At 70.6% G+C, this 22,383-nt stretch carries 17 protein-coding genes; 11 read left to right on the forward strand and 6 right to left on the reverse strand.

Annotation, left to right across the window (positions count from 1 at the left end):
- Window positions 1-89: 89 nt before the first annotated feature.
- Entirely contained in the window at window positions 90-1,196 is a 1,107-nt protein-coding gene (locus ACIHFB_RS18100; protein WP_400127299.1) for a winged helix DNA-binding domain-containing protein, read from the reverse strand.
- A 126-nt stretch (window positions 1,197-1,322) separates the two neighbouring features.
- On the opposite strand from ACIHFB_RS18100, the gene ACIHFB_RS18105 reads away from it, so the two are divergent.
- The 5 genes from ACIHFB_RS18105 to ACIHFB_RS18125 all read left to right on the forward strand — a co-directional run bounded on the left by ACIHFB_RS18105 (window position 1,323) and on the right by ACIHFB_RS18125 (window position 8,940).
- Window positions 1,323-2,486 carry a magnesium and cobalt transport protein CorA gene (locus ACIHFB_RS18105; RefSeq protein ID WP_400127557.1) on the forward strand — a complete coding sequence of 388 codons (1,164 nt, stop codon included), beginning with the start codon at window positions 1,323-1,325 and terminating at the stop codon, window positions 2,484-2,486.
- Window positions 2,487-2,894: 408 nt separating this feature from the next.
- Window positions 2,895-4,304, forward strand: coding sequence for a hypothetical protein (locus ACIHFB_RS18110; protein ID WP_400127300.1), 1,410 nt, complete (start codon window positions 2,895-2,897; stop codon window positions 4,302-4,304).
- A gap of 48 nt (window positions 4,305-4,352) precedes the next feature.
- Window positions 4,353-6,848, forward strand: coding sequence for a tetratricopeptide repeat protein (locus ACIHFB_RS18115; protein ID WP_400127301.1), 2,496 nt, complete (start codon window positions 4,353-4,355; stop codon window positions 6,846-6,848).
- Window positions 6,849-6,896: 48 nt separating this feature from the next.
- Window positions 6,897-8,246: a VWA domain-containing protein gene (locus tag ACIHFB_RS18120; RefSeq protein WP_400127302.1), complete on the forward strand. Its 1,350-nt coding sequence runs from the start codon at window positions 6,897-6,899 to the stop codon at window positions 8,244-8,246.
- A 40-nt stretch (window positions 8,247-8,286) separates the two neighbouring features.
- On the forward strand, window positions 8,287-8,940 hold the full coding sequence (locus ACIHFB_RS18125) for an FHA domain-containing protein (protein ID WP_400127303.1): 654 nt from the start codon (window positions 8,287-8,289) through the stop codon (window positions 8,938-8,940).
- A gap of 44 nt (window positions 8,941-8,984) precedes the next feature.
- On the opposite strand, the gene ACIHFB_RS18130 is transcribed toward ACIHFB_RS18125, so the two are convergent.
- The 4 genes from ACIHFB_RS18130 to ACIHFB_RS18145 all read right to left on the reverse strand — a co-directional run bounded on the left by ACIHFB_RS18130 (window position 8,985) and on the right by ACIHFB_RS18145 (window position 13,843).
- Complete coding sequence (locus ACIHFB_RS18130) at window positions 8,985-10,955, reverse strand: potassium transporter Kup (protein ID WP_400127304.1); 1,971 nt, start codon at window positions 10,953-10,955, stop codon at window positions 8,985-8,987.
- A gap of 129 nt (window positions 10,956-11,084) precedes the next feature.
- Window positions 11,085-11,723 (reverse strand): M20/M25/M40 family metallo-hydrolase, encoded by a 639-nt coding sequence (locus ACIHFB_RS18135; protein WP_400127305.1) that lies wholly within the window; start codon window positions 11,721-11,723, stop codon window positions 11,085-11,087.
- Between the two features lie 35 nt (window positions 11,724-11,758).
- The gene (locus ACIHFB_RS18140) at window positions 11,759-12,880 is read right to left on the reverse strand and encodes a diaminopropionate ammonia-lyase (RefSeq protein ID WP_400127306.1); all 1,122 of its coding nucleotides are present in this window, start codon (window positions 12,878-12,880) and stop codon (window positions 11,759-11,761) included.
- A 201-nt stretch (window positions 12,881-13,081) separates the two neighbouring features.
- On the reverse strand, window positions 13,082-13,843 hold the full coding sequence (locus ACIHFB_RS18145; RefSeq protein WP_365274217.1) for a DeoR/GlpR family DNA-binding transcription regulator: 762 nt from the start codon (window positions 13,841-13,843) through the stop codon (window positions 13,082-13,084).
- A gap of 89 nt (window positions 13,844-13,932) precedes the next feature.
- On the opposite strand from ACIHFB_RS18145, the gene ACIHFB_RS18150 reads away from it, so the two are divergent.
- Window positions 13,933-15,153 (forward strand): MFS transporter, encoded by a 1,221-nt coding sequence (locus ACIHFB_RS18150; protein ID WP_400127307.1) that lies wholly within the window; start codon window positions 13,933-13,935, stop codon window positions 15,151-15,153.
- 81 nt (window positions 15,154-15,234) lie between these two features.
- Window positions 15,235-15,867 carry an HAD-IA family hydrolase gene (locus tag ACIHFB_RS18155; protein ID WP_400127308.1) on the forward strand — a complete coding sequence of 211 codons (633 nt, stop codon included), beginning with the start codon at window positions 15,235-15,237 and terminating at the stop codon, window positions 15,865-15,867.
- Between the two features lie 24 nt (window positions 15,868-15,891).
- Here ACIHFB_RS18155 and ACIHFB_RS18160 read toward each other — a convergent pair whose 3' ends face one another.
- A complete protein-coding gene (locus tag ACIHFB_RS18160; RefSeq protein ID WP_365274225.1) occupies window positions 15,892-16,518 on the reverse strand; it encodes a TetR/AcrR family transcriptional regulator in 627 nt (208 codons plus the stop codon).
- Window positions 16,519-16,659: 141 nt separating this feature from the next.
- Here ACIHFB_RS18160 and ACIHFB_RS18165 point away from each other — a divergent pair, with 141 nt between their 5' ends.
- The 4 genes from ACIHFB_RS18165 (at window position 16,660) to ACIHFB_RS18180 (ending at window position 22,357) form a co-directional block, all read left to right on the forward strand.
- Complete coding sequence (locus tag ACIHFB_RS18165) at window positions 16,660-18,219, forward strand: long-chain fatty acid--CoA ligase (protein WP_400127309.1); 1,560 nt, start codon at window positions 16,660-16,662, stop codon at window positions 18,217-18,219.
- 25 nt (window positions 18,220-18,244) lie between these two features.
- On the forward strand, window positions 18,245-19,462 hold the full coding sequence (locus ACIHFB_RS18170; RefSeq protein ID WP_400127310.1) for an acyl-CoA dehydrogenase family protein: 1,218 nt from the start codon (window positions 18,245-18,247) through the stop codon (window positions 19,460-19,462).
- 97 nt (window positions 19,463-19,559) lie between these two features.
- Complete coding sequence (locus tag ACIHFB_RS18175; RefSeq protein ID WP_400127311.1) at window positions 19,560-20,990, forward strand: MFS transporter; 1,431 nt, start codon at window positions 19,560-19,562, stop codon at window positions 20,988-20,990.
- Complete coding sequence (locus tag ACIHFB_RS18180) at window positions 20,987-22,357, forward strand: PhoPQ-activated protein PqaA family protein (RefSeq protein WP_400127312.1); 1,371 nt, start codon at window positions 20,987-20,989, stop codon at window positions 22,355-22,357. The genes ACIHFB_RS18175 and ACIHFB_RS18180 overlap by 4 nt, the downstream gene beginning before the upstream one ends.
- Window positions 22,358-22,383: the final 26 nt, after the last annotated feature.

Consider the following 22,383-nt stretch of genomic DNA (forward strand, 5'->3'; position numbering starts at 1 on the left):
GCCACCCCTCAGGTGAGAAACCAGGGGGCGTTGCGGGCTTCCACGAGCAGCCCGCAACGCCCCCTATCCATGTCCGCCCGCCCTCAGGGCTACGGGATGACGGTCCCGAAGCGGATGTCGTACGACGCGTCCCGGTGCAGCACCTGGAGCATGCGCGCACCCTCCTGCGTCACCTCCTCGCGCTCGGCCTCGGTGAGCTCGGCGAAGGGCTCGATGACGAGGGCGCCGTCGAGGATCCGCCACACGCCCGCGAGGAAGCCGTCGACGAGGAGCGGACAGTAGAACGTGTTGGCCTGCCAGGTGCGGCCACGGGTCGCGGGCGGCATCACGCGGGTGCGGTCGGCATGCGAGAGGAGCAGGTTGTCGAACTCGGGCAGGAAGCGGGGCGGGGCCGGGGTGTCGGGGTCGGGGCGGGGGGCGTCGGGGAGGTCGAAGAGTTCGACGCCGTTCTCGTCCCGGAAGGTGAGCAGCCTGGGGCGGAGCCGTTCGAAGACGGGGCGCATCCGGGTCAGGCCGGACCAGGTCTGCATGTCCTTCACCGAGGCCGGGCCGAACGCGCCGAGGTAGCGCAGGACCGCGGCGTCGGCGGACGCGGCGGGCTCGGCCGGGCGGCCCAGCCAGTGCTCGGCGGTGGTCAGGGAGACCTGGGCGCTTCGGCCCCACATTCCGCGCGGGGTGACCTGGACGAGGGGCAGTGCGCAGCGGGCGGCGATGGCCAGGGACTGCGGGTCGGCATCCGGCCACTCGACGTGCAGCGCCTCGCGGAGCTGTTTCATGGTGCGCGGCGTGTCCTCGACGAGTTCCCGGGCGAGTACGGCGAGCCGGTCGAGGTCGACGCCCACGAGCCCCTTGCGGAAGTAGTTGATCTCACGGTCCCGGGCGGGCTGCACCAGCGGACGCAGGGTGAGGCTGTCGTCGGCGGTGTGCAGATGGATCGTCGAGCGCATGGTGACGATGCGCACCGCCTCACGGCGCTCCAGCAGCCCGGACAGCTCCTCGGGCGTGAAGCCGTCGAGCCGGGCGGCGAGTGCGTGGTACGGCGGCTTGACCTCCTGCGCCTGGAGGCCGACGAGATGCTCCACGGCCGCCTGCGCGGAGAGCGGCGAGCGGCGCAGCAGCAGTTGGCGGTCGAGGGTCGCGCGGTTCAGGGCGCGGATGCCGAGCACGGGGGCCGTCGCGGTCGTCGTCTTCGTCATGCTCCGCACGCTAGCTGCGCTTGCGGACACCTTCGGTCCGCAACTCTCACCGATTTACCTACGGTCCGCCCGCCCCGATGCCGTATGCCCCCGCATATCCTGCTTCGTGATCAGCCGCTCCGCTAGATCCGCAACCAGCAGGGAGGTGCCGCCATCGCCGCGAAGAACCCCAGGAAGTCCGGCTGGCGCCGTGCCCCGAACCAGCCGGTGACACCCGGGGCACCGCCCGAACCCACGCCGGCCGCTCCGGCACCGGCGGAGACGTCCGAGCCGCCGAGCATCGTCCAGGCCGTCCTCTACCAGGACGGCATCCGCGTCTCCTCCCCCGCCACACTCGCCGAGACCTACCGCGAGCTGCGCGAGAAACCCGGCATGGCGTGGATCGGCCTGGCCCGGCCCACCGAGAGCGAACTCCTCTCCCTCGCCGCCGAGTTCGACCTGCATCCACTGGCGGTCGAGGACGCGCTGGAGGCCCACCAGCGCCCGAAGCTGGAGCGCTACGGCGAGACGCTCTTCGTCGTCCTGCGGGCGGCCAGGTATCTCGACGCGCCCGAGGAGGTCGACTTCGGCGAGCTGCACGTCTTCGTCGGCCCCGACTTCGTGATCACGGTCCGCCATGGCGCGGCCCCCGACCTGTCGGCGGTCCGCCGCCGCATGGAGGAGACGCCGGAGCTGCTCAAACTGGGCCCGGAGGCAGTGCTGTACGCCATCCTCGACGCGGTCGTCGACGGCTATCTGCCGGTCGTCGCCGGGGTCCAGAACGACCTCGACGAGATCGAGACGGAAGTCTTCCGCGGCGAACCCGAGGTGTCCCGCCGTATCTACGAACTCTCCCGCGAGGTCGTCGAGTTCCAGCGCGCCACCCGCCCCCTCGTCGGCATGCTGCACAGCCTGATGGCCGGCTTCGCCAAGTACGGCACCGACGACGAACTCCAGCGCTACCTACGCGACGTCGCCGACCACGTCACCCACACCAGCGAACGCGTCGACGCCTTCCGCCAGGCCCTCACCGACATCCTCGCGGTGAACGCGACCCTGGTGAACCAGCAACAGAACGCGGAGATGCGGGCGTTGGCGGAGGCGGGGTTCGAGCAGAACGAGGAGATCAAGAGGATCTCGTCGTGGGCGGCGATCCTGTTCGCTCCGACGCTGGTCGGGACGATCTACGGGATGAACTTCGACCATATGCCGGAGTTGCACTGGGTGCTCGGGTATCCCTTCGCGATCCTGCTGATGGCGGTCGTGTGCACGAGTCTGTACGTCATCTTCAAGCGGCGGGACTGGCTCTGAGCAATGTCTGCCGTGTGGTTCGCGACGCGTGCTGACTGCTTTCCGCACGCAGCCGGGGCCCTGCGCCCGTCATCCCGCCCGCCCCGTCAGCATGGCGTCAAGAACTCGACGACGCGGCGTTAAAGCAGCGACAAGACAGGGTTGTCCCGCCTTCGAGGCGCAAGAGTGGCCCTCGCGGACAGCGCGGCGCAGGCCGCTCCGCAGTGCGAAGGGGACTCAAACGCAATGCCGGACACCAACGTGACGGAACAGCGCCCTGCGGCGCCGCCTCAGGCGTCCGCTCCCGAGGGGGCCAACTCCCCCCGGCCCTCCCGGGGGAGACATCGCGAACGGCGGGTTTCCCCCAACAGCCGAACAATCAGGCCGCTTCGCACGATACGGCGGCCGCGCCTCAGACCACCGAGCCTGTTGCGCGGCCGCCTCCCCACGACCGTCCCGAAGTGGCTGAGGCTGCTGCGCGGTGCCGCGATCGGCGCCTCGGCACTGCTCATCGCCGGGCTCGTGCTGACCGGACTGCTCACGCGGTCCGCCTGGTCGGACATCCGGAACCATTCGGCACCCCAGATCACCAGCGCCACCGGCCTGTACTTCGCGATCAACGACATGGACGCGCAGCTCGCCAACCAGCTGATGTTCGGCACCAATCCGGAACTCGCCGACGACCGCCGCACCGCCGCCCGCATCTACGACGAGCGGCGTGCCCAGGCCGGCATCTACCTCCGCGACCTCTCCGTCGCGGCGCAGGGCGACCCCGTCGCCGGGGCGTCCGTCGCCAAGGCCATCGCCGACTACGGCAAATACGAGGAGGGCGCCGCCCACGCGCTGCTCCTCAGCAAGCAGGCCGCCCACCCGGCGGGCAGAACCGACGCCGAGACGCTGGCCGCCTACCGGTCCGCCACCGAGGTGATGCGCACCCGCCTCCTGCCCCAGGCCGACCAGTTGGTCACGGCGAACAACGTCGCCTTCAACACGACCTACGACAACACCACGGACGACCTGTCCTCGGCCCGGATCGCGGTCCTCGCCGCCGGCATGCTGCTGCTCGCCGTGCTCGTCGTCCTCTACGTCTTCCTCGCCTTCCGGTTCCGGCGCATCGTGAATCCGGCCCTGGCGGCCGCGGTCCTGGTCACGCTCGGCGTTTCCATCACCGCGAGCATGCAGATCTCCGGCCAGCAGGAGTACCTGCGGGTCGCCCGCCACGACGCCTACGACTCCGTGGTCGCCCTCACCCGCGCCCGCGCCACCGCCTACGACGCCAACGCCGACGAGTCCCGCTATCTGCTCGACCAACCGCGCGCCGCCGAACACCAGCAGCACTTCTTCGAAAAGACCCAGCAGCTCATGCATCTGCCCGGAGCCACCATCGACAGCTATGACGCCCGGGCCGCCACCGCCATGAACGCCTACCGGGCCAAGCAGGCGGACCTGCGCTTCACCGGTTTCTTCGGCGACGAGTTCCGCAACATCACCTTCCCCGGCGAGCGCAAGGCGGCCGAGGCCACCGTCGCCGCCTACCAGGTGTACCAAAAGGACGACCGCCGCATCCGGGCCCTCGCCTCCTCCGGGGACCTGACCGGGGCGATCGCGTTCTGTGTGAGCTACAAACCGGGCGATTCCAACTGGGCCTTCGGCGAGTTGGACAAGGCACTTCAGAAAGTGATCGCCATCAACACCGGCGCCTACGAGGATGCCGCCGCCACCGGCGCCGGCGGTGCGCTGTCCGAACCGCTGGGCCTCTCGGGCGCCGCGGCCCTCGTCGCCGTCCTCACCGTCATCGGCCTGCGCCGCCGCCTGGTCGAGTTCCGCCCGACGGGCTGACGCGTGTCCGGGATCGGCCAACATTCGATGGGGAACAAGGTGGACACGATGAGCGAGTGCCGACGCCCGGGCTGCACCGGGACCATCGAGGACGTCGGCGGCGGCGACCTGTACTGCGATGTCTGCGGGCTCGCCCCGGTCTCTGGATCCTCGTCCCGCTCCTCGTCCCACTCGCCCCGCTCCGGGCTCGGGCGACTGTCCCAGACGCTCACCGGCAGCTTCGGCGGCCCGTCGGTGACCGTGCGCGGCTCCCGTTCCGACGGCACCGGCCCGACCCGCAGCAGGCTCGGCGCCGGGCTGGTGACCGTACCGCCCGTCCCGCGTCCCGACCCGGCCGGTTCCGTCCTCAGGAACCCCCAGGTCCCCGAGCGGCACCGGTACTGCGGCAGGAGCGACTGCGGCGCGCCGGTCAGTCGCAGCCGCGGTGACCGCCCGGCGCGTACGGAGGGCTTCTGCGCCAAGTGCGGCCAGCCGTACTCCTTCACCCCCAGACTGCTGGCGGGCGATGTCCTGCACGGCCAGTACGAGGTCGTGGGCTGTCTGGCGTACGGCGGGCTCGGCTGGATCTACCTCGCTGTCGACCGCGCGGTCAACGACCGCTGGGTGGTCCTGAAGGGCCTGCTCGACACCGGCGACGAGGACGCGCTGGCCGCCGCCGTCTCGGAGCGGCGGTTCCTCGCCGAGATCAAGCACCCCAACATCGTCCGCATCTACAACTTCGTCGAGCATCTCGACAAGCGCACGGGCTCGCTCGACGGCTACATCGTCATGGAGTACGTCGGCGGCAAGTCCCTGAAGGAGATCGCCGACGAGCGGCGCGGTCCGGACGGCAGACGCGAGCCGCTGCCGGTCGAGCAGGCCATCGCGTACGCCATCGAGGTCCTGGAAGCCCTCGGCCACCTGCACAGCCGCCATCTGCTGTACTGCGACTTCAAGCTCGACAACGCCATCCAGCAGGAGGACTGGCTCGAACTCATCGACATGGGCGCGGTCCGGCAGATGGACGACCAGGAATCGGCGGTCTACGGCACCATCGGCTACCAGGCGCCGGAAGTCGCCGAGTTCGGCCCGTCCGTCGCCTCCGACCTCTATACGGTGGCCCGCGCTCTCGCCATCCTCACCTTCGACTTCCAGGGCTACTCGAACGTCTTCGTCGACAGCCTCCCCGACCCCCGCAACATCCCTGTCTTCTCGCAGTACGAGTCCTTCTACCGGCTCCTCGTCCGGGCCACCGACCCCGACCCCGGCAAGCGCTTCGGCTCCGCCCAGGAAATGGCGGACCAGCTCCTGGGCGTCCTCCGCGAGATCGTGGCCCTTCAGACCGGCAAGCCCCGCCCCACCCTGTCCGGCATCTTCGGGCAGGAACTGCGGGTCGTCGAGGACAAGTTGGTCGACCCCCTGACCGGCGACACCTCCACCCTCGGCGCGCACACGGCCGTGGGACGGCGTGGTGCCCTGCGCCGGTCGGCGAAGGGGCCCTACGGCGCCCGGCCCGGACCTGGGCCCGGGCGCACGGCGGTCGGGGCAGCCGCGTCCGGATTCGGCCCGACGCCGGTCCTGGTGGCAGGCGGCGTGGGGGGTGGGGCATCGGCCGGGGCCGACGACGCGCTCTCCGTCGTACGGCTCGACGCGCGGGCCGCAGCCCTCGCGCTGCCGGTGCCGCTGGTGGATCCGACCGACGCCAACGCCAAGTTCCTGGCGGGCCTGGCGGCCGCGGCACCGGCGGAGCTGGTCACGGCCTTGCGGGCGGCGCCCGAGGACTCCGTCGAGATCCGGCTGCGCGACCTCAGGGCGCGGCTGGAGATGGACGACGCCGAGGCCGTGTCGAACGTGCTGACAGCGCTGGCGGACGACGACCTCGACGACTGGCGTGTGGTGTGGCACCGGGGCCTGGTCGCGCTGACCACCGGCGACCACGAGACGGCCGCGCCGGCCTTCGACGCCGTGTACGACGCCTTCCCCGGCGAGTCCGCGCCCAAGCTGGCGCTGGGCATCTGCGCCGAGGTGCTGGGCCGGGTGGACAACGCCGCCGCGTACTACCGGCTGGTGTGGACCACCGACGAGCGCTATGTCAGCGCCGCGTTCGGCCTGGCCCGCGTACTGCTGGCCTCAGGCGACCGGGTCGGGGCCGTGGCGGCGCTGGAGTCGGTGCCGGAGGCTTCGATCCACTTCACGGCGGCCCGGGTGGCGGCGATACGCTCCCGGCTGCGCGAGCGGTCGCCGCTGGAGCCGCTGCTGGACGACCTACGGGCGGCAGCCACCCAGGTGGAGGAGTTGCGGGAGCTCGGTATCGACGCCGACCGGCGCGAACGGCTCTGCACCGAAGTACTGGGCAGCGCACTCGACTGGGTGCTCTCCGGCAGCCCCGGCGCCGGCCCGGAGGCCACCGGGATCAGACTGCTCGACTGCGATCTGACCGAGCGTGGGCTGCGCTTCGGCATGGAGCGTTCCTACCGTGTGCTGGCCCGGCTCGCCCAGCAGGACAGCTCGGCGATCGAACTGGTGGAACGGGCCAATCGCCTCCGCCCCTGGACGTGGGTGTGACACATGCCGCAACCGACCCTGCGTAAAGCACGCCAAGGAGCGCAAACGATGGCTGTCTTCGCCAAGTCGAACGTGCCGCAGTTCGCCGTCGACATCTACCAGAACGAGTACCTTCCGGAAGGCGGCCGCGAAGTCAACGCGATCGTCACCGTGACCGCGACCGGCGGCGGCACCCTCGGCGGCCTGCCACTGGGAGCCCAAGGCCCGACCGGGATGTACGGGACGGCTCCGGAGGCGGCCGTGGTCATCATGGTCGACTGTTCCGGCTCCATGGACGACCCGCCGACGAAGATGCAGAACGCCCGCGACGCGACCGCCGCCGCGATCGACACCATCCGCGACGGCGTGGCCTTCGCCGTGATCGCCGGCACCCACGCGGCCTACGAGGTCTACCCCGCCGACGGCAGACTGGCCGTGGCCGATTTCGCCACCCGCCACCAGGCCAAGCGGGCTGTGCACAAGCTGGGGGCGGACGGCGGTACGGCGATCGGGAGTTGGCTGTGGCTCGCCGACGAGCTGTTCGGCACGGCCGACGTTCCGATACGCCACGGCATCCTGCTCACCGACGGCCGCAACGAGCACGAGGCGCCCGGTGCGCTACGGGCCGTACTCGACGCCTGCGCCGGACGCTTCACCTGTGACGCCCGAGGCGTCGGTACCGACTGGGAGGTCAAGGAGCTCACCGATGTCGCCTCGGCGCTGCTCGGCTCCGTGGACATCGTCGCCGACCCTTCCGGCCTGGCCGACGACTTCCGGCAGATGATGGAGAACGCGATGGGCAAGAGCGTCGCCGATGTGGCGCTGCGCGTCTGGACCCCGCAGGGCTCCGAGGTCAAGTGGGTCAAGCAGGTCGCCCCCACGGTCGAGGACCTGACCCTCCGCCGGACCGAAGCCGGCCCTCGCGCCGGCGACTACCCCACCGGCTCCTGGGGCGACGAGTCCCGTGACTACCACATCTGCGTCAAGGTCCCCCGCACAGAAGTCGGCGAGGAAATGCTGGCCGGCCGGATCTCTCTCATCGTCCCGCAGCCGGACGGCACGACACAGGCCGTCGCCCAAGGACTCGTACGTGCCTGCTGGACCGACGACATGGTCGCCTCCACCCGCATCGACCCCCAGGTCGCCCACTACACCGGGCAGGCCGAACTCGCCCAGGTCATCCAGGAGGGCCTGGAGGCCCGCAAACAGGGCGACGTCGACTCCGCGACCGCCAAGCTGGGCCGCGCCGTCCAGCTCGCCGGCGCCTCCGGCAACGAGGCGACCTCGAAGCTGCTGGCCAAGGTGGTGGATGTCGTCGACGCGGCGAGCGGCACCGTGCGGCTCAAGGCCCGGGTGGCCGACGCGGACGAAATGACGTTGGAGACGCGCTCGACGAAAACCGTACGTGTCAAGAAATAGTTCACGCCGCGCGCAGAGGGGCGAAGAGAGAAAGAGCGAGATGTCGACCTGCCCGAACGGTCACCCGTCCGAAACCGACGACTGGTGCGAGGTGTGCGGCCACCGCATGTCCTGCGCACCGGTCCCGGCCGCCGCCGAACTCTGCCCCGACTGCGGCACGCCCCGCGAGGATCTCGCCCAGTTCTGTGAGGGGTGCCGCTACAGCTTCGTCACCCGGACCGGCACTGTCTCCGTCCCCCAGTCACCGCCCTCGCAGTCCTCCCCCCGCGCCGAGGTTCCCGCGAGCTCGCCGACCTGGACCGCCACCGTCTGCGTCGACCATGACCACTTCGCCAGGGTGATGGCCCGCAGTGAGCCCGAGGACCAGGGACTCTACGTCCCCACCCACGCCCCCGACCTCCATATCCCCCTCACCCGCACCGTGATCACGATCGGCCGTCGCCACCGGTCCACGGGCGAGCCCCCTTTCATCGACCTCGACAGCCACCCCGAGGACCCGGGTGTCTCCCACGAACACGCCATCCTCGTCCAGCAGCCCGACTTCACCTGGTCCCTCATCGACAAGGGCTCCACCAACGGCACCACGGTGAACGGCGCCGAGGACCCCGTCGCCTCCTACGTACCGGTGCCGTTGAAGGACGGTGACCGCGTACACGTCGGACTCTGGACGACGATCACCGTCCGCCGGGACTGAATCGGGTCGGCATGCGCTGCGACGACCGTCCGTGCCGGGCGCGTCTACACCTCGATGTGCCAGCCCATGATGACGGTTCGGTCGCGGGGCAGGCCGAAGTGCTCGGCGGCGTCGGCCGTGATGTGGGAGGTGGCGATGAACAGCCGTTTGCGCCAGGGGGCCATCGTCGGTGCATGGCCGCGCCGGAGTTCGATCGTCGACAGGAAGTAGGACGCCTGGTCGAGGTGCAACGGCCCCTCGGTGTCGGCCGGGTCGAGCATCGCGAGCGTGCCGGGCACGTCCGGTGTCTCCATGTAGCCGTACCGTGCGGTGACGTGGACGATCCCGTCGTCGGCGTAGCCGAGGCCGTCGACGACGATCCGCCGGTCGGCCGGGACGCGCGGCACGGTCTCGGTCTCGATGGACAGGATCACCACCTGCTCGTGCCGTACGTGGTTGCGTTCCACGTTGGCCCGCATCGCCAGGGGCGCCGTCTGCTTGCCCCGGTTGAGGAAGACCGCCGTACCGGGTACCTGGGTCACCGGCCGTTCCCCGCTGCGGAGTTCGTCGACGAACTCGCGCAGGGAACCTTCGTGCTCCGCGCGTTCCGCGGTGACGACTTCGCGGCCGCGCTGCCAGGTCGTCATGACGGTGAACGCGGTGAGGCCGATCAGCAGCGGCAGCCACGCGCCGTGGACGAGCTTGGTCAGGTTGGCCGCCACGAACAGCAGGTCGACGGTGAGCAACAGGGTCGCGCCGGTGGCGATCAGCCACACGGGCGTGCCCCATTTCGCGCGGGCGACGTAGAAGAACAGCAGGGTGGTGATGGTGATGGTGCCGGTGACCGCCATGCCGAACGCGAAGGCCAGCGCCGCGGAGCTGCGGAAGGCGAAGACCAGGGTGAGGACCGAGACCATCAGCAGCCAGTTGATCCAGGGGACGTAGATCTGGCCGATGGTGGACTCGGAGGTGTGCGCGATCCGCAGCCTCGGGAGATAGCCGAGCTGGGCCGCCTGGGAGGCGACCGAGTACGCACCGGTGATCACCGCCTGGGAGGCGATCACCGTGGCCGCCGTGGCCAGCAGGACCATCGGCCAGCGTCCCCATTCGGGTACGAGCAGGAAGAACGGGCTGCTGATGTTGTCCGGGTCGTCGAGGATCAGCGCGCCCTGGCCGAAGTAGCTGAGGACGCAGGCGGGGAAGACGAGGAACAGCCAGCCACGGGTGATGGCCCGGCGGCCGAAGTGCCCCATGTCGGCGTAGAGAGCCTCCGCGCCGGTGACCGCGAGCACCACCGCGGCGAGCGCGAAGAACGCGGTGCCGAAGTGACCGAACAGGAAGCCCAGGGCGTAACTCGGCCACAGCGCCCGGAGAATGGACGGGTGGTCGGCGATGCCGACGACACCGCACGCCCCGATGGCCGCGAACCACAGGATCATGATCGGCCCGAACACCCGGCCCACCGCCGCGGTTCCCCTGCGCTGCACCAGGAACAGCAGCACGATGATCACCGCGGTGACGGGCACGACCGCGCCGTCCAGCGACGGCTCGACGACCTTGAGCCCCTCGACCGCGGACAGCACCGAGATCGCCGGGGTGATCATGCTGTCGCCGAAGAACAGCGACGCGCCGAAGATGCCCAGGCCGGCCAGGACGACGGCCGCTTTGCGACCCCGCTGCGAACTCCACCGCCGCACCAGGGTGATCAGCGCCATGATGCCGCCCTCGCCCTCGTTGTCGGCGCGCATCGCCAGCAGCACATAGGTGACCGTGACGATGACCATCACCGACCAGAACACCAGCGACACCACGCCGTACACGTTCTGCGTGCTGACCGGGACGGGGTGCGGGTCGCTCGGGTTGAACACGGTCTGGAGGGTGTAGATCGGGCTCGTCCCGATGTCGCCGAAGACCACGCCGAGCGCACCGATCACCACCGCGAGCCGCACCGTCTCCCGCGCGCTCCCCCGGCGAGCCTCCGGCGACCCCGACCCGGACGCTTCGTCCGCCTCGGCCCCCTGCCCACGATCGGCCATGCTGATCCTCCTCCTCACGGACCGCGGTGCCGCGGGCCCGGTGCGTCGGGGCGGACACTACCGATGCACCGGAGCAATCAACCGTAGGTGTGGGCCGCTTCACCTCGAACCGTGTCGCCGGACGGCGGCTCAGGAGCAGAAGTCGGTGATGGTGGCGGTGAGGATGTCGGTGAGACGGTCCAGCGAGGCCAGGTCGACGAACTCGGTTGCCGCGTGGGCGCCTTCGCCGTCGACGCCGAAGAGCAGACAGGGGATGCCGGCACGGTCCAGGAGGGCGCAGTCGGTCCAGAAGGGCTCGGCGCGCACCACGGGTGGGTGGCCGAGGGACTGTTCGGCGTGGCGGGTGAGGGTGCGCACGATCGCGGCTCCGCGGTCGGCTTCGAAGGGTTCGCGGTGCAGACCGCGGGTCAGCCGGTGGCGGAACTCGGGGACCGTGGCGGCGAGGTCGTCGAGAACGGCGGTCAGTTCCCGCTCCACGCTGTCGGCGTCCTCGCCGGGGACGGTGCGGCGCTCCAGGGTGATGCGGCAGCGCGCGGGGTAGGCGGAGGGTTCCTCGCCGCCGTGGATGACGGAGGCGTGCACGGTGCCGGTGCCCAGGAGGGGGTGCGCCGGGCCCTGCGCGAGGCGCCGGCCGAGGTTCTCCAGGGCGACGAGGTCCGGGTTGACGGAGTCGATGGAGATCAGCCCGGCCAGCAGGCGGACCGGCTCGGAGTCGAGGAGGTCGGGAGCGGCGTGAGCGGCGGAATCGGTGGAAGCCTCGGGAAGCATGGGGGCGGGCGTCCTTCCGGTGTCGTGGTCAGTGTTCAGTGATCGGCGCCCGCGTGCGGGTTGGCAGCGATGCCCTCGGTACTCAGCAGCACCACCACCGAGGACGGTCCGAGCCCCAATGCCCTACGGCGCTCCTCGGCGCCCACCCCGGTGAGCACCGCACGCAGACCGGCGAGCGACGCTGCCCCGCAGGGACCCGAGGCGACACCGGCCGCCGCCAGATCGGTGGCCGCGCGGGCGCTGTCGGCGTCCGTGACGGCGACAGCCGCGTCCAGCCCACCGCTGAGGTGGGGCCAGGCGATGCTGGACGGCGTGCCGCAGTTCAGCCCGGCCATGATGGTCTCCCCCGTGGTGACGCTGACGAGTGCCCCGAGGGTGAGGCTTTCCAGGACGCAGGGCGCTGCCTCCGGCTCCACCGACAGCAGCGCCGGGGCACGCTCCGAGGGGCGGCTGCGGTAGTGGGTGACCACGGCCTGGGCCAGAGACCCCACACCCACCGGTACGGAGACGAGATCGGGGCCGTCGACGACCCCGTCAGCCGCCAACTGCTCGTCGATCTCGGCGCAGAGAGTGGAGTAACCCTCGACGATCCACCCCGGGATCTGCTCATAGCCCGCCCACCCGGTGTCCTGGACCAGGATCGCGTCCGGCGCGGCAGCCGCCTCGGCCGCCACGCGCACGGCCTCGTCGTACGACCCTGCGACCTCGGTGACCTCCGCCTGCTCGGCGACGATGGCCGCCACGGCCTGCGGATGCACGCCCTGGGGGACGAACACGTGGGCCCGCTGTCCGAGGCGGTGCGCCATACGGGCCACCGCGCGGCCGTGGTTGCCGTCGGTGGCGGTCACCAGGGTGACCGGGCCCTGTCCTTCGCCGTTCGCCGCCCGCTCGGCAAGGGTCCGGTGAACCGCCCAGGACGCACCGAGGGCCTTGAACGCGGGCAGCCCCAGACGGCACGACTCGTCCTTGACGAACACCCGGCCGACCCCCAACTCCTCTGCGAGCGACGGGAGTTCGGTCAGTGCGGTGGGCGCGTGGTCGGGCAGCGAGGAGTGGAAGACCCGCACGTCGGTGGGCGCGGGTTCACACCGCCAGGCACGTGCGTCGGGACGCACGAACCACGGCAGCGCACGGGGAGAGGCAGCGTTGTCGGACACACGATCAGGGTGCGGTGCACCCTTACGATCGGTCCAGCGAACGTTTCCGACCCATACTCATCGGAGCGGACAGACCCCGACCGTCGCCCTGCGGCAACTCCCGCGCGGCCGGCGCACGCGCCGCCCTGCGCCGCGCCGTCGCCCTCCGCTCCAGCCGGACATCGATCGGTGACATCTCACGACCGACGGTCGACGGTCCGGTCAGACGGCCTTGACGACGACGCCGGTGCCTTCGAGCGCGGCGACCTCGTCGGCGGGCGCCGCGGTGTCGGTGACGAGGGTGTGCAGGAGTGTGGAAGGGCCGACGTAGGCATAGGCGGTGTGGCCGAGCTTGCTGCCGTCGGTGGCGACGATGATGCGGCGCGTGGCGGCGATGCCGGCCTTCTTCACGGCCGCGTCGTCGAGGTCGTAGGCGGTCAGGCCCTGAGCCGCGCTGAGACCGCAGCAGCCCATGACGGCGGTGTCGAATCGCAGTGCCGCGAGGGACGCGAGGGTGAGGGGGCCGGTGAGGGCTCCCTCGGCGGCCCGAGGCTGCCCGCCGGGCACCATCAGCGTGGCCGGGCCCGGGCCCTCGCCGAATACGTGGATGGCCTGCAATGACAGGGGCATCACCGTGACCGGCCGCCGGCGCAGCAGGTGGGCGATCTCCAGGCAGGTGGTGCCGCTGTCGAGGAGGACGGTCTCGCCGTCGGCGATGAGCGAGGACACCTCGGACGCGATACGGCGCTTGGCGTCGACGGCGTCGTGAGCACGCAGCGCGAAGGGCGGCTCCTCGCCCCTCAGCAGCAGGGTGCGCGCCCCGCCCCGGACGCGCTCGAGGACGCCTTGCGCGGCCAGCGCGTCGAGGTCGCGCCGGATGGTCATCTCGGAGGCGCCGGTCAGTTCGGTGAGTTCCTGGACGGTGACCCTTCCCGACTCCCTGACGGCCTGCGCGATCGCCCCGTGCCGGTCTGCGTTGCTCATACGGCGATTGAACACCACCCAAAACGAACATGCAATATGTTCGAAACGACAGTATTCAACCGTCGCTCATGTTCGTTACCGTGGTCGCCATGAACGATTCGCTTCGAGGCGCCCGAGTAGCGACCTTCGTCTACTTCAGCCTCTGCGGGACTCTGATGGGCACCTGGGTGGTGAACATCCCCGCCATCGAGGAGCGCGTGGGCATCAGCCACGCGACGCTCGGGGCACTGCTGGTGCTGCTGGGGCTGGGGGCCTTCATCGGGATGCAGGTCGCCGGGAGCCTGACCGACCGTCTCGGCGCGCGCACGGTCGTCCCCGCCACCGCCGTGCTGTGCAGCGCGGCCCTGGTGCTGCCCGGCCTGCCCCGTGAACCGTGGACGCTGGCAGCCGCCCTGCTGGTCTTCGGCTTCTGCAACGGCTGCCTGGACGTGAGCATGAACGCCCACGCCGTACACGTGGAGAAGGCGTACGGCCGACCCGTCATGTCGGCCTTCCACGCCACGTTCTCGGTCGGCGGCGTCCTCGCCGCGCTTGTCGGTGCGGCCACGGCGAGCGCGGGCCTGAGCCCGGCCGCGGGCATGGGCGCCATGGGAACCCTGGGCATCGTGATCGCCCTGGTGTCGGCCCGCGCCCTGCTGCCGGCCGCACCCACCGCTGCCGACACCGACACCGACTCCGACCCCGACTCCGCGAAGGAGGCCGAGTACGCACCGGCCGCCGACCGCCGCAGCACCCGCGGGCGCATCTGGATCCTCGCCGCCCTGGCCCTGATGGTCATGCTGTGCGAGGGAGCCGCCAACGACTGGAGCGCGCTGCACCTGAAGGACGTCCTCGGCGCACCCGCGAGCACCGCCGCCTTCGCGTACGGCACCTTCGCGGCGACGATGACCATCGGCCGACTGCTCGCCGACCGCCTCGTCGCCCGGTTCAGTTCCATGGCGATCCTGCGTTTCGGCGCGGCGACGGCTGCCGTCGGCATCGCGATCGTGACCGTCTCCCCGTGGATGTGGACCGCGTTCGCGGGGTGGGCGCTGTTCGGTCTGGGGCTGTCCGGCTGTGTCCCGCAGCTGTTCAGCGCGGCCGGGCACGCCGACCCCTCCGCCGCGGGGGCCAACGTCTCCCGCGTCGCCGGTCTCGGCTACGTCGGCATGCTCGCGGGCCCGGCCGTCATCGGCTGGCTGACCCACTTCGTCGCCCTGAACCACGCCTTCGTCCTGCTGATCCTGCTGTGCGCGATCACCGCCGTGGCCGCCGGAGTCCTGCGCACCCGATCCGGCCGCACGAGCGAGATGGCACACAGCGGCCACTGACCGCCTGTGCGGCACGGCTCACTCCGTGCCGCACAGGCTTCTCCTCCCGCCCGGCCACCAGAACCCGGAGGAACCCTCGCCATGCCCACCGACCGCAACATCGTGCTGTTCGACCTCTTCGGGGTCATCGCCCGCCACCAGCGCCCGGGCTCCCTGGACAAGATGGCCGCCCGCTGTCACGCACCCACCGACGCCTTCACCACGGCCTACTGGGCCTGCCGCCCGCCCTACGACGCCGGCCGGCAGTCCGCGTCCGAGTACTGGACCGCCGTACTGCGATGGCTGTCCCGGCCCGTCGACCCCGACGTCATCGAGGAACTGCGCATCACCGACATCGACAGCTGGTCACGCGTCGACAGCCGGATGGTCGCCTACGCCCAGTCCCTCCGGGACGTCGCCGAGGTCGCCGTACTGTCCAACATCCCCTCGGACCACGCGGACGCCTTCCTCGCCGCACAGCCCTGGCTGCACCGTCTGGACCACGTCGCCTTGTCCGGAAAGATCAAAGCGGCGAAGCCGGCCCCTACAGCCTTCCAGCACTGCGTCGTCGCCATGCGGGCCGCCCCGACCGACTTCCTCTTCGTCGACGACCGCGAGGAGAACGTACGCGCCGCGCAGGCCATCGGCATGAACGGACACGTCTTCACCGGTCGCGATGAGCTGGCGGCGGTCATCGAGACCTGGCTGCCGACTCGACGACCCACGCGGAAGTGACACCTCTTCAGAAGTGACACCTCTTCAAGCGGAAGGACCGACTGCCGGCGGTCGCCCCTCGAACCCGTTCGCCCAGTACCGACCCTTCAGCGACAGGTCGAGAAGCATCTCGGTGACCGCCTCGGGTGAGAGCGGGCGCGGATCGGTCTCCAGCCACCACTGGAGTACGGAGATCTGCTCGCCGACCCAGGCGCGGGCGAGCACCTCGACGTCGATGCGGGGTGTCACCCCGAAGTGTTCGGCGCGGGCGCTGAACACCGCGGCGGCCGCGCGTGTCCGTGCCTCCACGAGCTGGCGCAGCGCCCGCCCGTCGCCCTCGCCGCGCAGCACGACCCGGTAGGCGTCTCGCTCCTCGTCGGCGTGGCGGAACATCTCCAGGATCGGTTTGCCGGTGAAGCCCTGCTCGTCGGCGGGCACGAGCGGCCGGAGCCGGCGGTCCAGCTCGTCCTGGAGGTCGGTCACGACCTGGCCGAGCAGGTCGCCCTTGTCCGTGTAGTGGCTGTAGAACGTCGCGCGCCCCAGGTCGGCACGCTCGGTGATGTCCTCGACCTTGATGTCCGCGTAGCCCCGTTCCAGCACCAGTGACACCAGCGCGTCCCTGAGCAGACGTCGGCTGCGTCGTACGCGGCGGTCCCCCACCTCTGGCGGCATCGGCCCTCCTCACAGTCCTGATCGGATCGCAGATTACACCCCCATTGACACCCAGGCAGTTTCTGGACACGCTGTCCAGCATTGGTCATCATGGCAAATAACTGCCGATCGAATGAGTGCCGAGAGGGATGTGATCCGTCAGTGAATCTGGGCAGCTACCTCAGCCGCAGCAGCACGTTCTGGCCCGACCATGAGGCTCTGGTCTGCGCGGAACAGCGGTGGAACTACCGGGAGTTGGAGGAGTCCACCAACCGACTCGCATCCGCTCTGCTCATGCACGGCATTCGGCCGGGGCAGGCCGTCGCGACCTTCGCGGGCAACTGCGGGCAGCTCGTCGAGACGGAGATGGCCCTGTGCAAGGGCGGCTTCCTGCGCGTACCGATCAACTCGCGCCTCGCCGCCGAGGAGGTCGAGCACATCCTCGGCTACTCCGCCGTACGCGTCCTGTTCACCGACACCGCGCACGCCGAGATCGCTCGCCGTGCCGTCGCCCGCACCGGCGCCGACTGCCTGGTAGTCGACTACGACGACGCCGTCGAAGGTGTCACGCATTACAGCGATCTGCTGGCCGACGGCACGGCCTCCGAGCCCGTCGCCGTCGACGTGAGCGAGGACGATCCCGCCGTACTGAACTTCACCTCCGGCACCACCGGCAAGCTCAAGGCCGCCGTACAGACCCAGGGCAACCGGATCGCCAACATGCGCAAGCTCCTGATGACCCCGGGAGGCGCCCCCTCCACGGCCGAGCGCTATCTCGCCGCCGGACCCATCACGCACGCCACCGGCATGGGACTGCTCGCGTCCCTGTCCCGGGGCTCGACCGTCGTCGTACTGCCCAAGTGGGACGCGGAGTTGTTCCTGCGCACCGTCGAGGCCGAGCGGATCACGACGACCTTCCTCGTGCCCACCATGCTGAACATGGTGCTGGCCCACCCGGACCTCGCCGGGCACGACCTGACGTCCCTCACCTCCGTGCGCGTCGGCGGCGCGCCGGTGTCACCGCAGCGGCTGCGCCAGGCGGTCGAGGCATTCGGGCCCGTCCTCATGCAGGGGTACGGACTCGGGGAGACGACCAGCGGCATCACCGTGCTGACCCCCGAGGACGTGGCGGCCGGTGTCAGCACCGACCCCGACCTGCTGATGTCGTGCGGGCGGCCCGTCTTCGACACGGAGGTACGGGTCGTCGACGACAACGGCAAGCCCGTACCGGCCGGGAGCCTCGGTGAGATCGTGGCGCGCGGGCCGGACTGCGTGCGCGCGTACTGGAAAGAGCCGGAGCTGTCCGCCGAGACCTTCCGCGACGGCTGGGTGCACACCGGCGACATCGGCTACCTGCGCGAGGACGGCTACCTGTTCATCGTCGACCGCAAGAAGGACATGATCATTTCCGGCGGTTTCAACATCTACTGCAGCGAGGTCGAAGCCGCGCTCTACGAGCACCCGGCCGTCGCCGAGGCGTGCGTGGTGGGTGTGCCGGACGAGGAGTGGGGCGAGGCCGTCAAGGCGGTCGTCGTACGGCGCGAGGGCGCCGCGCTGTCCGAGGGCGAACTCATCGCGTTCTGCGCCGAGCGACTGGCCCGTATCAAGAAGCCCAGGTCGGTCGACTTCGTGGACTCCCTCCCCGCCAACCGCAACGGCAAGACCGACCGCCGCGCCGTACGCGACGGCTACTGGGCCGGCAGCGCCCGCAACGTCCACTGACCTACACCCCGGAGCCCGACCACCCATGCCTTTCTCCCTGACCCCCGCCTACGACGACCATCCCCGCCTGGCCGATCTCGTCGGCCGGCTGCGCGAGTACCTCGACGGTGAACTCGCCGCCTACGAAGCCGACTTGGGCCTGACCCACGAGTCCGTCTACACCCGCTCCGTCCTCGAACCCGTCTGGAGGCGCAGCCGCGAGCTCGGGTTCTACGGCATCCATCTGCCTGAAGAGCACGGCGGCCAGGGCCTGACCTTCACCGAACTCGCCGCCCTGAAGGAGGAGGTGGGCGCCTCCGGGCGGGTGCTCCAGCACAGCGTGCTCGGCGACATGGGCGGGCCGCTGCGGGCCGGCTCCATCCTCCAGTACGCCACCGACGAGCAGTTGAGGACGTATCTGCTGCCGGTCATCCGCGGCGAGCGCGCCTGCTGCTTCTCGCTCACCGAGACCGACGCGGGTTCCGACGTGCGCGCCATGCGCACCACCGCAACGCCGGACGGCGAGGGCTGGCGCATCACCGGCCACAAGGTGTTCTCCTCCGCGGGACCCTTCGCCGACTTCTCCGTCCTCATCGCGCGCATGGCCGAGCCGGAGCCCGAGGACGGCACCCCGCCGGGCAGGCCGAGGTTCTCCGCGTTCCTCGTCGACCTCGACGCGCCCGGCGTCACCGTCGAGGCGGGCGAGACCCCGATGTCCGGCGAGCACATCGAGAGCGACATCGTCCTCGACGACTGCCACGTCGGCCCCGGGCAGCTTCTCGGCGACGTCGGCGACGGTCTGCGCATCGGTCTGGGCCGCGTCACCACCAACCGCCTCCTGCACTGCCCGACCGCCCTCGGTGGCGCCCGCCGCGCCCTCGCCCTCAGCGTCGAATTCGCCCGCACCCGGCAGGTCTTCGGCGCCCCGCTCGGCGCCCTTCAGTCCATTCAGCACAAGCTCGCCGACATGGCAGCCGCCTACTACGCGGCGCGCTCCATGACGTACGACGCGCTGGCCGCCCTGGACGCCGGCGCCGAGCCGCGCACGGAGGCGTTCATGTGCAAGCTCTTCGTCGCCGAGAACGCCTTCCGCATCGCCGACGAGGCCGTCCAGATCCACGGCAAGGCCGGACTCGTCCGCGGCTGCGAAGTGGAGCTGCTGTTCCGGCAGTTGCGGATGTTCCGGATCCTCACCGGGTCCTCCGAGATCCAACGGAACGCCATCGCGGGCTCGTTGCTTCTGGGTGACCGGCCACGCGGCTGACCTCACCGCGAACCGACCGGTCCGACTCCCGTACGTGAAAGGCCCGATCCGCCCAGCCCCGTACTCGCACCAACCCCGCCCCGGAGGTCAGCACACCGTGGACGATGTCGTCCCTGCCCGAAGCGTGGGAGACCGGCTCGACCGGCTCCCCCTCACTTCCTTCCACCGCAGACTCGTCGTCGCGCTGGCCGGAATGATCCTCTTCGAGTGGATCGAAACCCACTCCTTCGCGTTCGCCGCACCCATTCTGCGAGAACAGTGGGACCTGCCGATCTCCGGGCTCGCGGCGGTCGTCGCGGTCAGCTCGCTCGGCGCCTTCACCGGCGGTGTCCTGGGCGGCTGGCTGGCCGACCGGGTCGGGCGGCGGCGCACGCTCCTCGCCTTCGCCGTCGTCTACTGCCTGGCCGCGCTGTCGGCCACGGCGGTGCAGTCGCCGGAGCAACTCCTGGTGGCACGCACCGCCGTGCAGTTCGGCGCGCAGGGCACGGCCGTGGTGGCCATCGTCGTCCTCTCCGAGTTCGTGCCGGCCGGCGCTCGCGGACGCATGCAGACCTACAAGGTGGCCCTCGGGTCGCTCGGCATCCCCCTTGCCGCCTGGTCGGGGTATTTCCTGCTGCCGCAGTGGAGTTGGGGATGGCGTCTGCTGTTCGGACTGGGGGCGCTCGGGGCCGTCTTCGCCGTGCTCGTCCGGCGGTGGGTGCCCGAGAGCCCGCGCTGGCTGGCCGCTCACGGGGAGACGGAGCGCGCCCATGAGATCGTCTGCGCCATCGAGCGCGCATGCGGGGTGGAACCGTCGGACCCGGCTCCGTCCCGATCCCCGGACGCGGCCGGAGCCGGTGCCGGAGCGACACCCCGCGTCCGCGCGATCGGCCTGATCACCGGCGCGTACCGGCGCAGGTTCCTCGTCGTGACGACCCTGTGGACCACAGGTCTTCTCGCCTACTCCGCCTTCAACACCTGGACCCCCACCCTCCTCAAGGACAACGGCCTCACCCTCGACGACACCCTGCTGCTGTCCGCCGTCCTCGCCACGGCGGCTCCCGTCGGGGCGATCGTCGCCGCACCGCTCATCGACCGCTGGGACCGGCGCACGACGCAGCTGGTCCTCGGCGCCCTGACCGCGACCGTGCTGCTGCTGTTCAGCGTGGCCCGGTCCCACGCGACGATTCTCGTCTTCGGGTTCGCCGTCAGCCTGCTGTTCCAGATGGCCGTGCCGTTCATGCAGGTCTACTCCGCCGAGGTGTTCCCCACCCGGATCCGTGCCGCCGGCTCCGGCACCGCCAACGCACTCTCCCGGATCGTCAACTTCGCCAGCCCCGCCCTGGTGGCCGCCGTCTACGGAGGTCTCGGCTACACCGCCGTCTTCGCCCTCCTCGCCGCCCTGGCCGCCACCGGAGGATGCGTCGTGTACCTCTTCGGGCCGCGCTCCACGGGCGTGAGCCTGGAGGACGCCGCCTCCGGCGGGAGCACGACACCGGCACCGGCCACCCGCACCACCCGTACCGACACCACAGTGGAGAACGTATGACCGACCCGACCGTCCCGGCGCCCGCCTCGGCTGGCGGCGACGACGCATGGAAGCACGTCGGTCCCGCCGGCCTGTTCGACCTCGACGAGCTGTACGACGCCGAGAGTCTCGACGTGGTGATCGAGAAGGACGCGGTCGAGGAGAGCACCGCCCGGCCCGGCGCCCGTGTGCGGAAGATCGTCCTCGCCTTCACCAGCCAGCAGTGGCACGGCATGACATGGCGTCACCCCGTCCACGTCTACGCCCCCGCCCTGGAACACCCCCCGGCCCACGGAATCGCGGGCGTCATCGGCACCGAGGCCGACTTCTGGAACGAACCCGGCAACGAGCGCCGCTTCATCCCCGAGACCGGCCAGGAGACGGAGAAGGAGTACGCGGAAGGCGTCGCCGTCGATCTGGGCATTCCGGTCATGATCTTCGCGACCCCACCCGAACTCCCCGTCGACATGAACGAGTCGGACCTCAACGGCTACAGCAACCGGAGGTTCTTCGAGACGGGTGACTTCACCTGGTACGGCTACTACCCCGTCGCCACGTCCTATCTGCGGGCCATCACCCTCCTGACGACCCTCCCGGGACTCGGCGTCCGCAAGGCCGTGCTGTTCGGCCACTCCAAGCGCGGCATCGGGTCGACCATCGCGACAGGCGTGGACCCCGACCGCCTCGCGGGCATCGTGACGACGGGCACCAACGGGATGAACATGCTGGAGGCCACCGCCCGCAAGATCGGTCAGCTCGGCATGGACGTCGCCGGTCCCTCGGTGCGCCGGGAGGGCCTCGGATTCCTCTCCGCCGACACGCAGTTGAGGATGTTCAACACCCCGCTCGGCTTCGAGGCGCTCAAGCGGTTCGACCCGTACTTCTGGCGCGACTCCCTCACCACGCCATGGCTCGTCGTCAACGGCACGAACGATCCGTTCTTCGCCGTGGACGTCGCCCAGAGCATGCGGCACGCGAAGGGACCGACCACCCTCCTCGCCGTCGACAACGTCACCCACACCTGGGCTGCCCGGAAGATCCTCGCCGCCTGGCGCATGTGGCTGGACCATCTCGCCCACGGGAGGCCCCTCCCCGCCCTCGACGACCTGACGGTCGACCGGACCTCCGGTCACCTCACCGTGACCACCCGCACGAACACGCCGATCACGGCGGCCCGTCTCGCCACCACCCGCATCCGCGGCACGGACTGGCGCCAGGCCGAGTGGTCCCTGACCGCCATGCCACGGACAGCCGACGGGACGTACCGCGTCAGCGTCCCCTTCGCCGCGGACACGAGCCTGGCCTGGTACGTGGAGCTGCGACACGGAACCCCGTCGGACCCGGGGTTCGTCACCTCGGCGGTCAAGGTCGAAGGGCCCGGGGCGTGAACGGCTTCACCTGAGACACCGACGAC

This window comes from Streptomyces sp. NPDC051963 (genome assembly GCF_044593495.1).
GTDB lineage: Bacteria > Actinomycetota > Actinomycetes > Streptomycetales > Streptomycetaceae > Streptomyces.

Bases quoted from the DNA above. Each gene is read 5' to 3' on its own strand.
- ACIHFB_RS18100 (WP_400127299.1), bottom strand. From the start codon at position 1,196: ATGACGAAGACGACGACCGCGACGGCCCCCGTGCTCGGCATCCGCGCC.
- ACIHFB_RS18115 (WP_400127301.1), top strand. From the start codon at position 4,353: ATGAGCGAGTGCCGACGCCCGGGCTGCACCGGGACCATCGAGGACGTC.
- ACIHFB_RS18120 (WP_400127302.1), top strand. From the start codon at position 6,897: ATGGCTGTCTTCGCCAAGTCGAACGTGCCGCAGTTCGCCGTCGACATC.
- ACIHFB_RS18125 (WP_400127303.1), top strand. From the start codon at position 8,287: ATGTCGACCTGCCCGAACGGTCACCCGTCCGAAACCGACGACTGGTGC.
- ACIHFB_RS18130 (WP_400127304.1), bottom strand. From the start codon at position 10,955: ATGGCCGATCGTGGGCAGGGGGCCGAGGCGGACGAAGCGTCCGGGTCG.
- ACIHFB_RS18135 (WP_400127305.1), bottom strand. From the start codon at position 11,723: ATGCTTCCCGAGGCTTCCACCGATTCCGCCGCTCACGCCGCTCCCGAC.
- ACIHFB_RS18145 (WP_365274217.1), bottom strand. From the start codon at position 13,843: ATGAGCAACGCAGACCGGCACGGGGCGATCGCGCAGGCCGTCAGGGAG.
- ACIHFB_RS18150 (WP_400127307.1), top strand. From the start codon at position 13,933: ATGAACGATTCGCTTCGAGGCGCCCGAGTAGCGACCTTCGTCTACTTC.
- ACIHFB_RS18155 (WP_400127308.1), top strand. From the start codon at position 15,235: ATGCCCACCGACCGCAACATCGTGCTGTTCGACCTCTTCGGGGTCATC.
- ACIHFB_RS18160 (WP_365274225.1), bottom strand. From the start codon at position 16,518: ATGCCGCCAGAGGTGGGGGACCGCCGCGTACGACGCAGCCGACGTCTG.
- ACIHFB_RS18170 (WP_400127310.1), top strand. From the start codon at position 18,245: ATGCCTTTCTCCCTGACCCCCGCCTACGACGACCATCCCCGCCTGGCC.
- ACIHFB_RS18180 (WP_400127312.1), top strand. From the start codon at position 20,987: ATGACCGACCCGACCGTCCCGGCGCCCGCCTCGGCTGGCGGCGACGAC.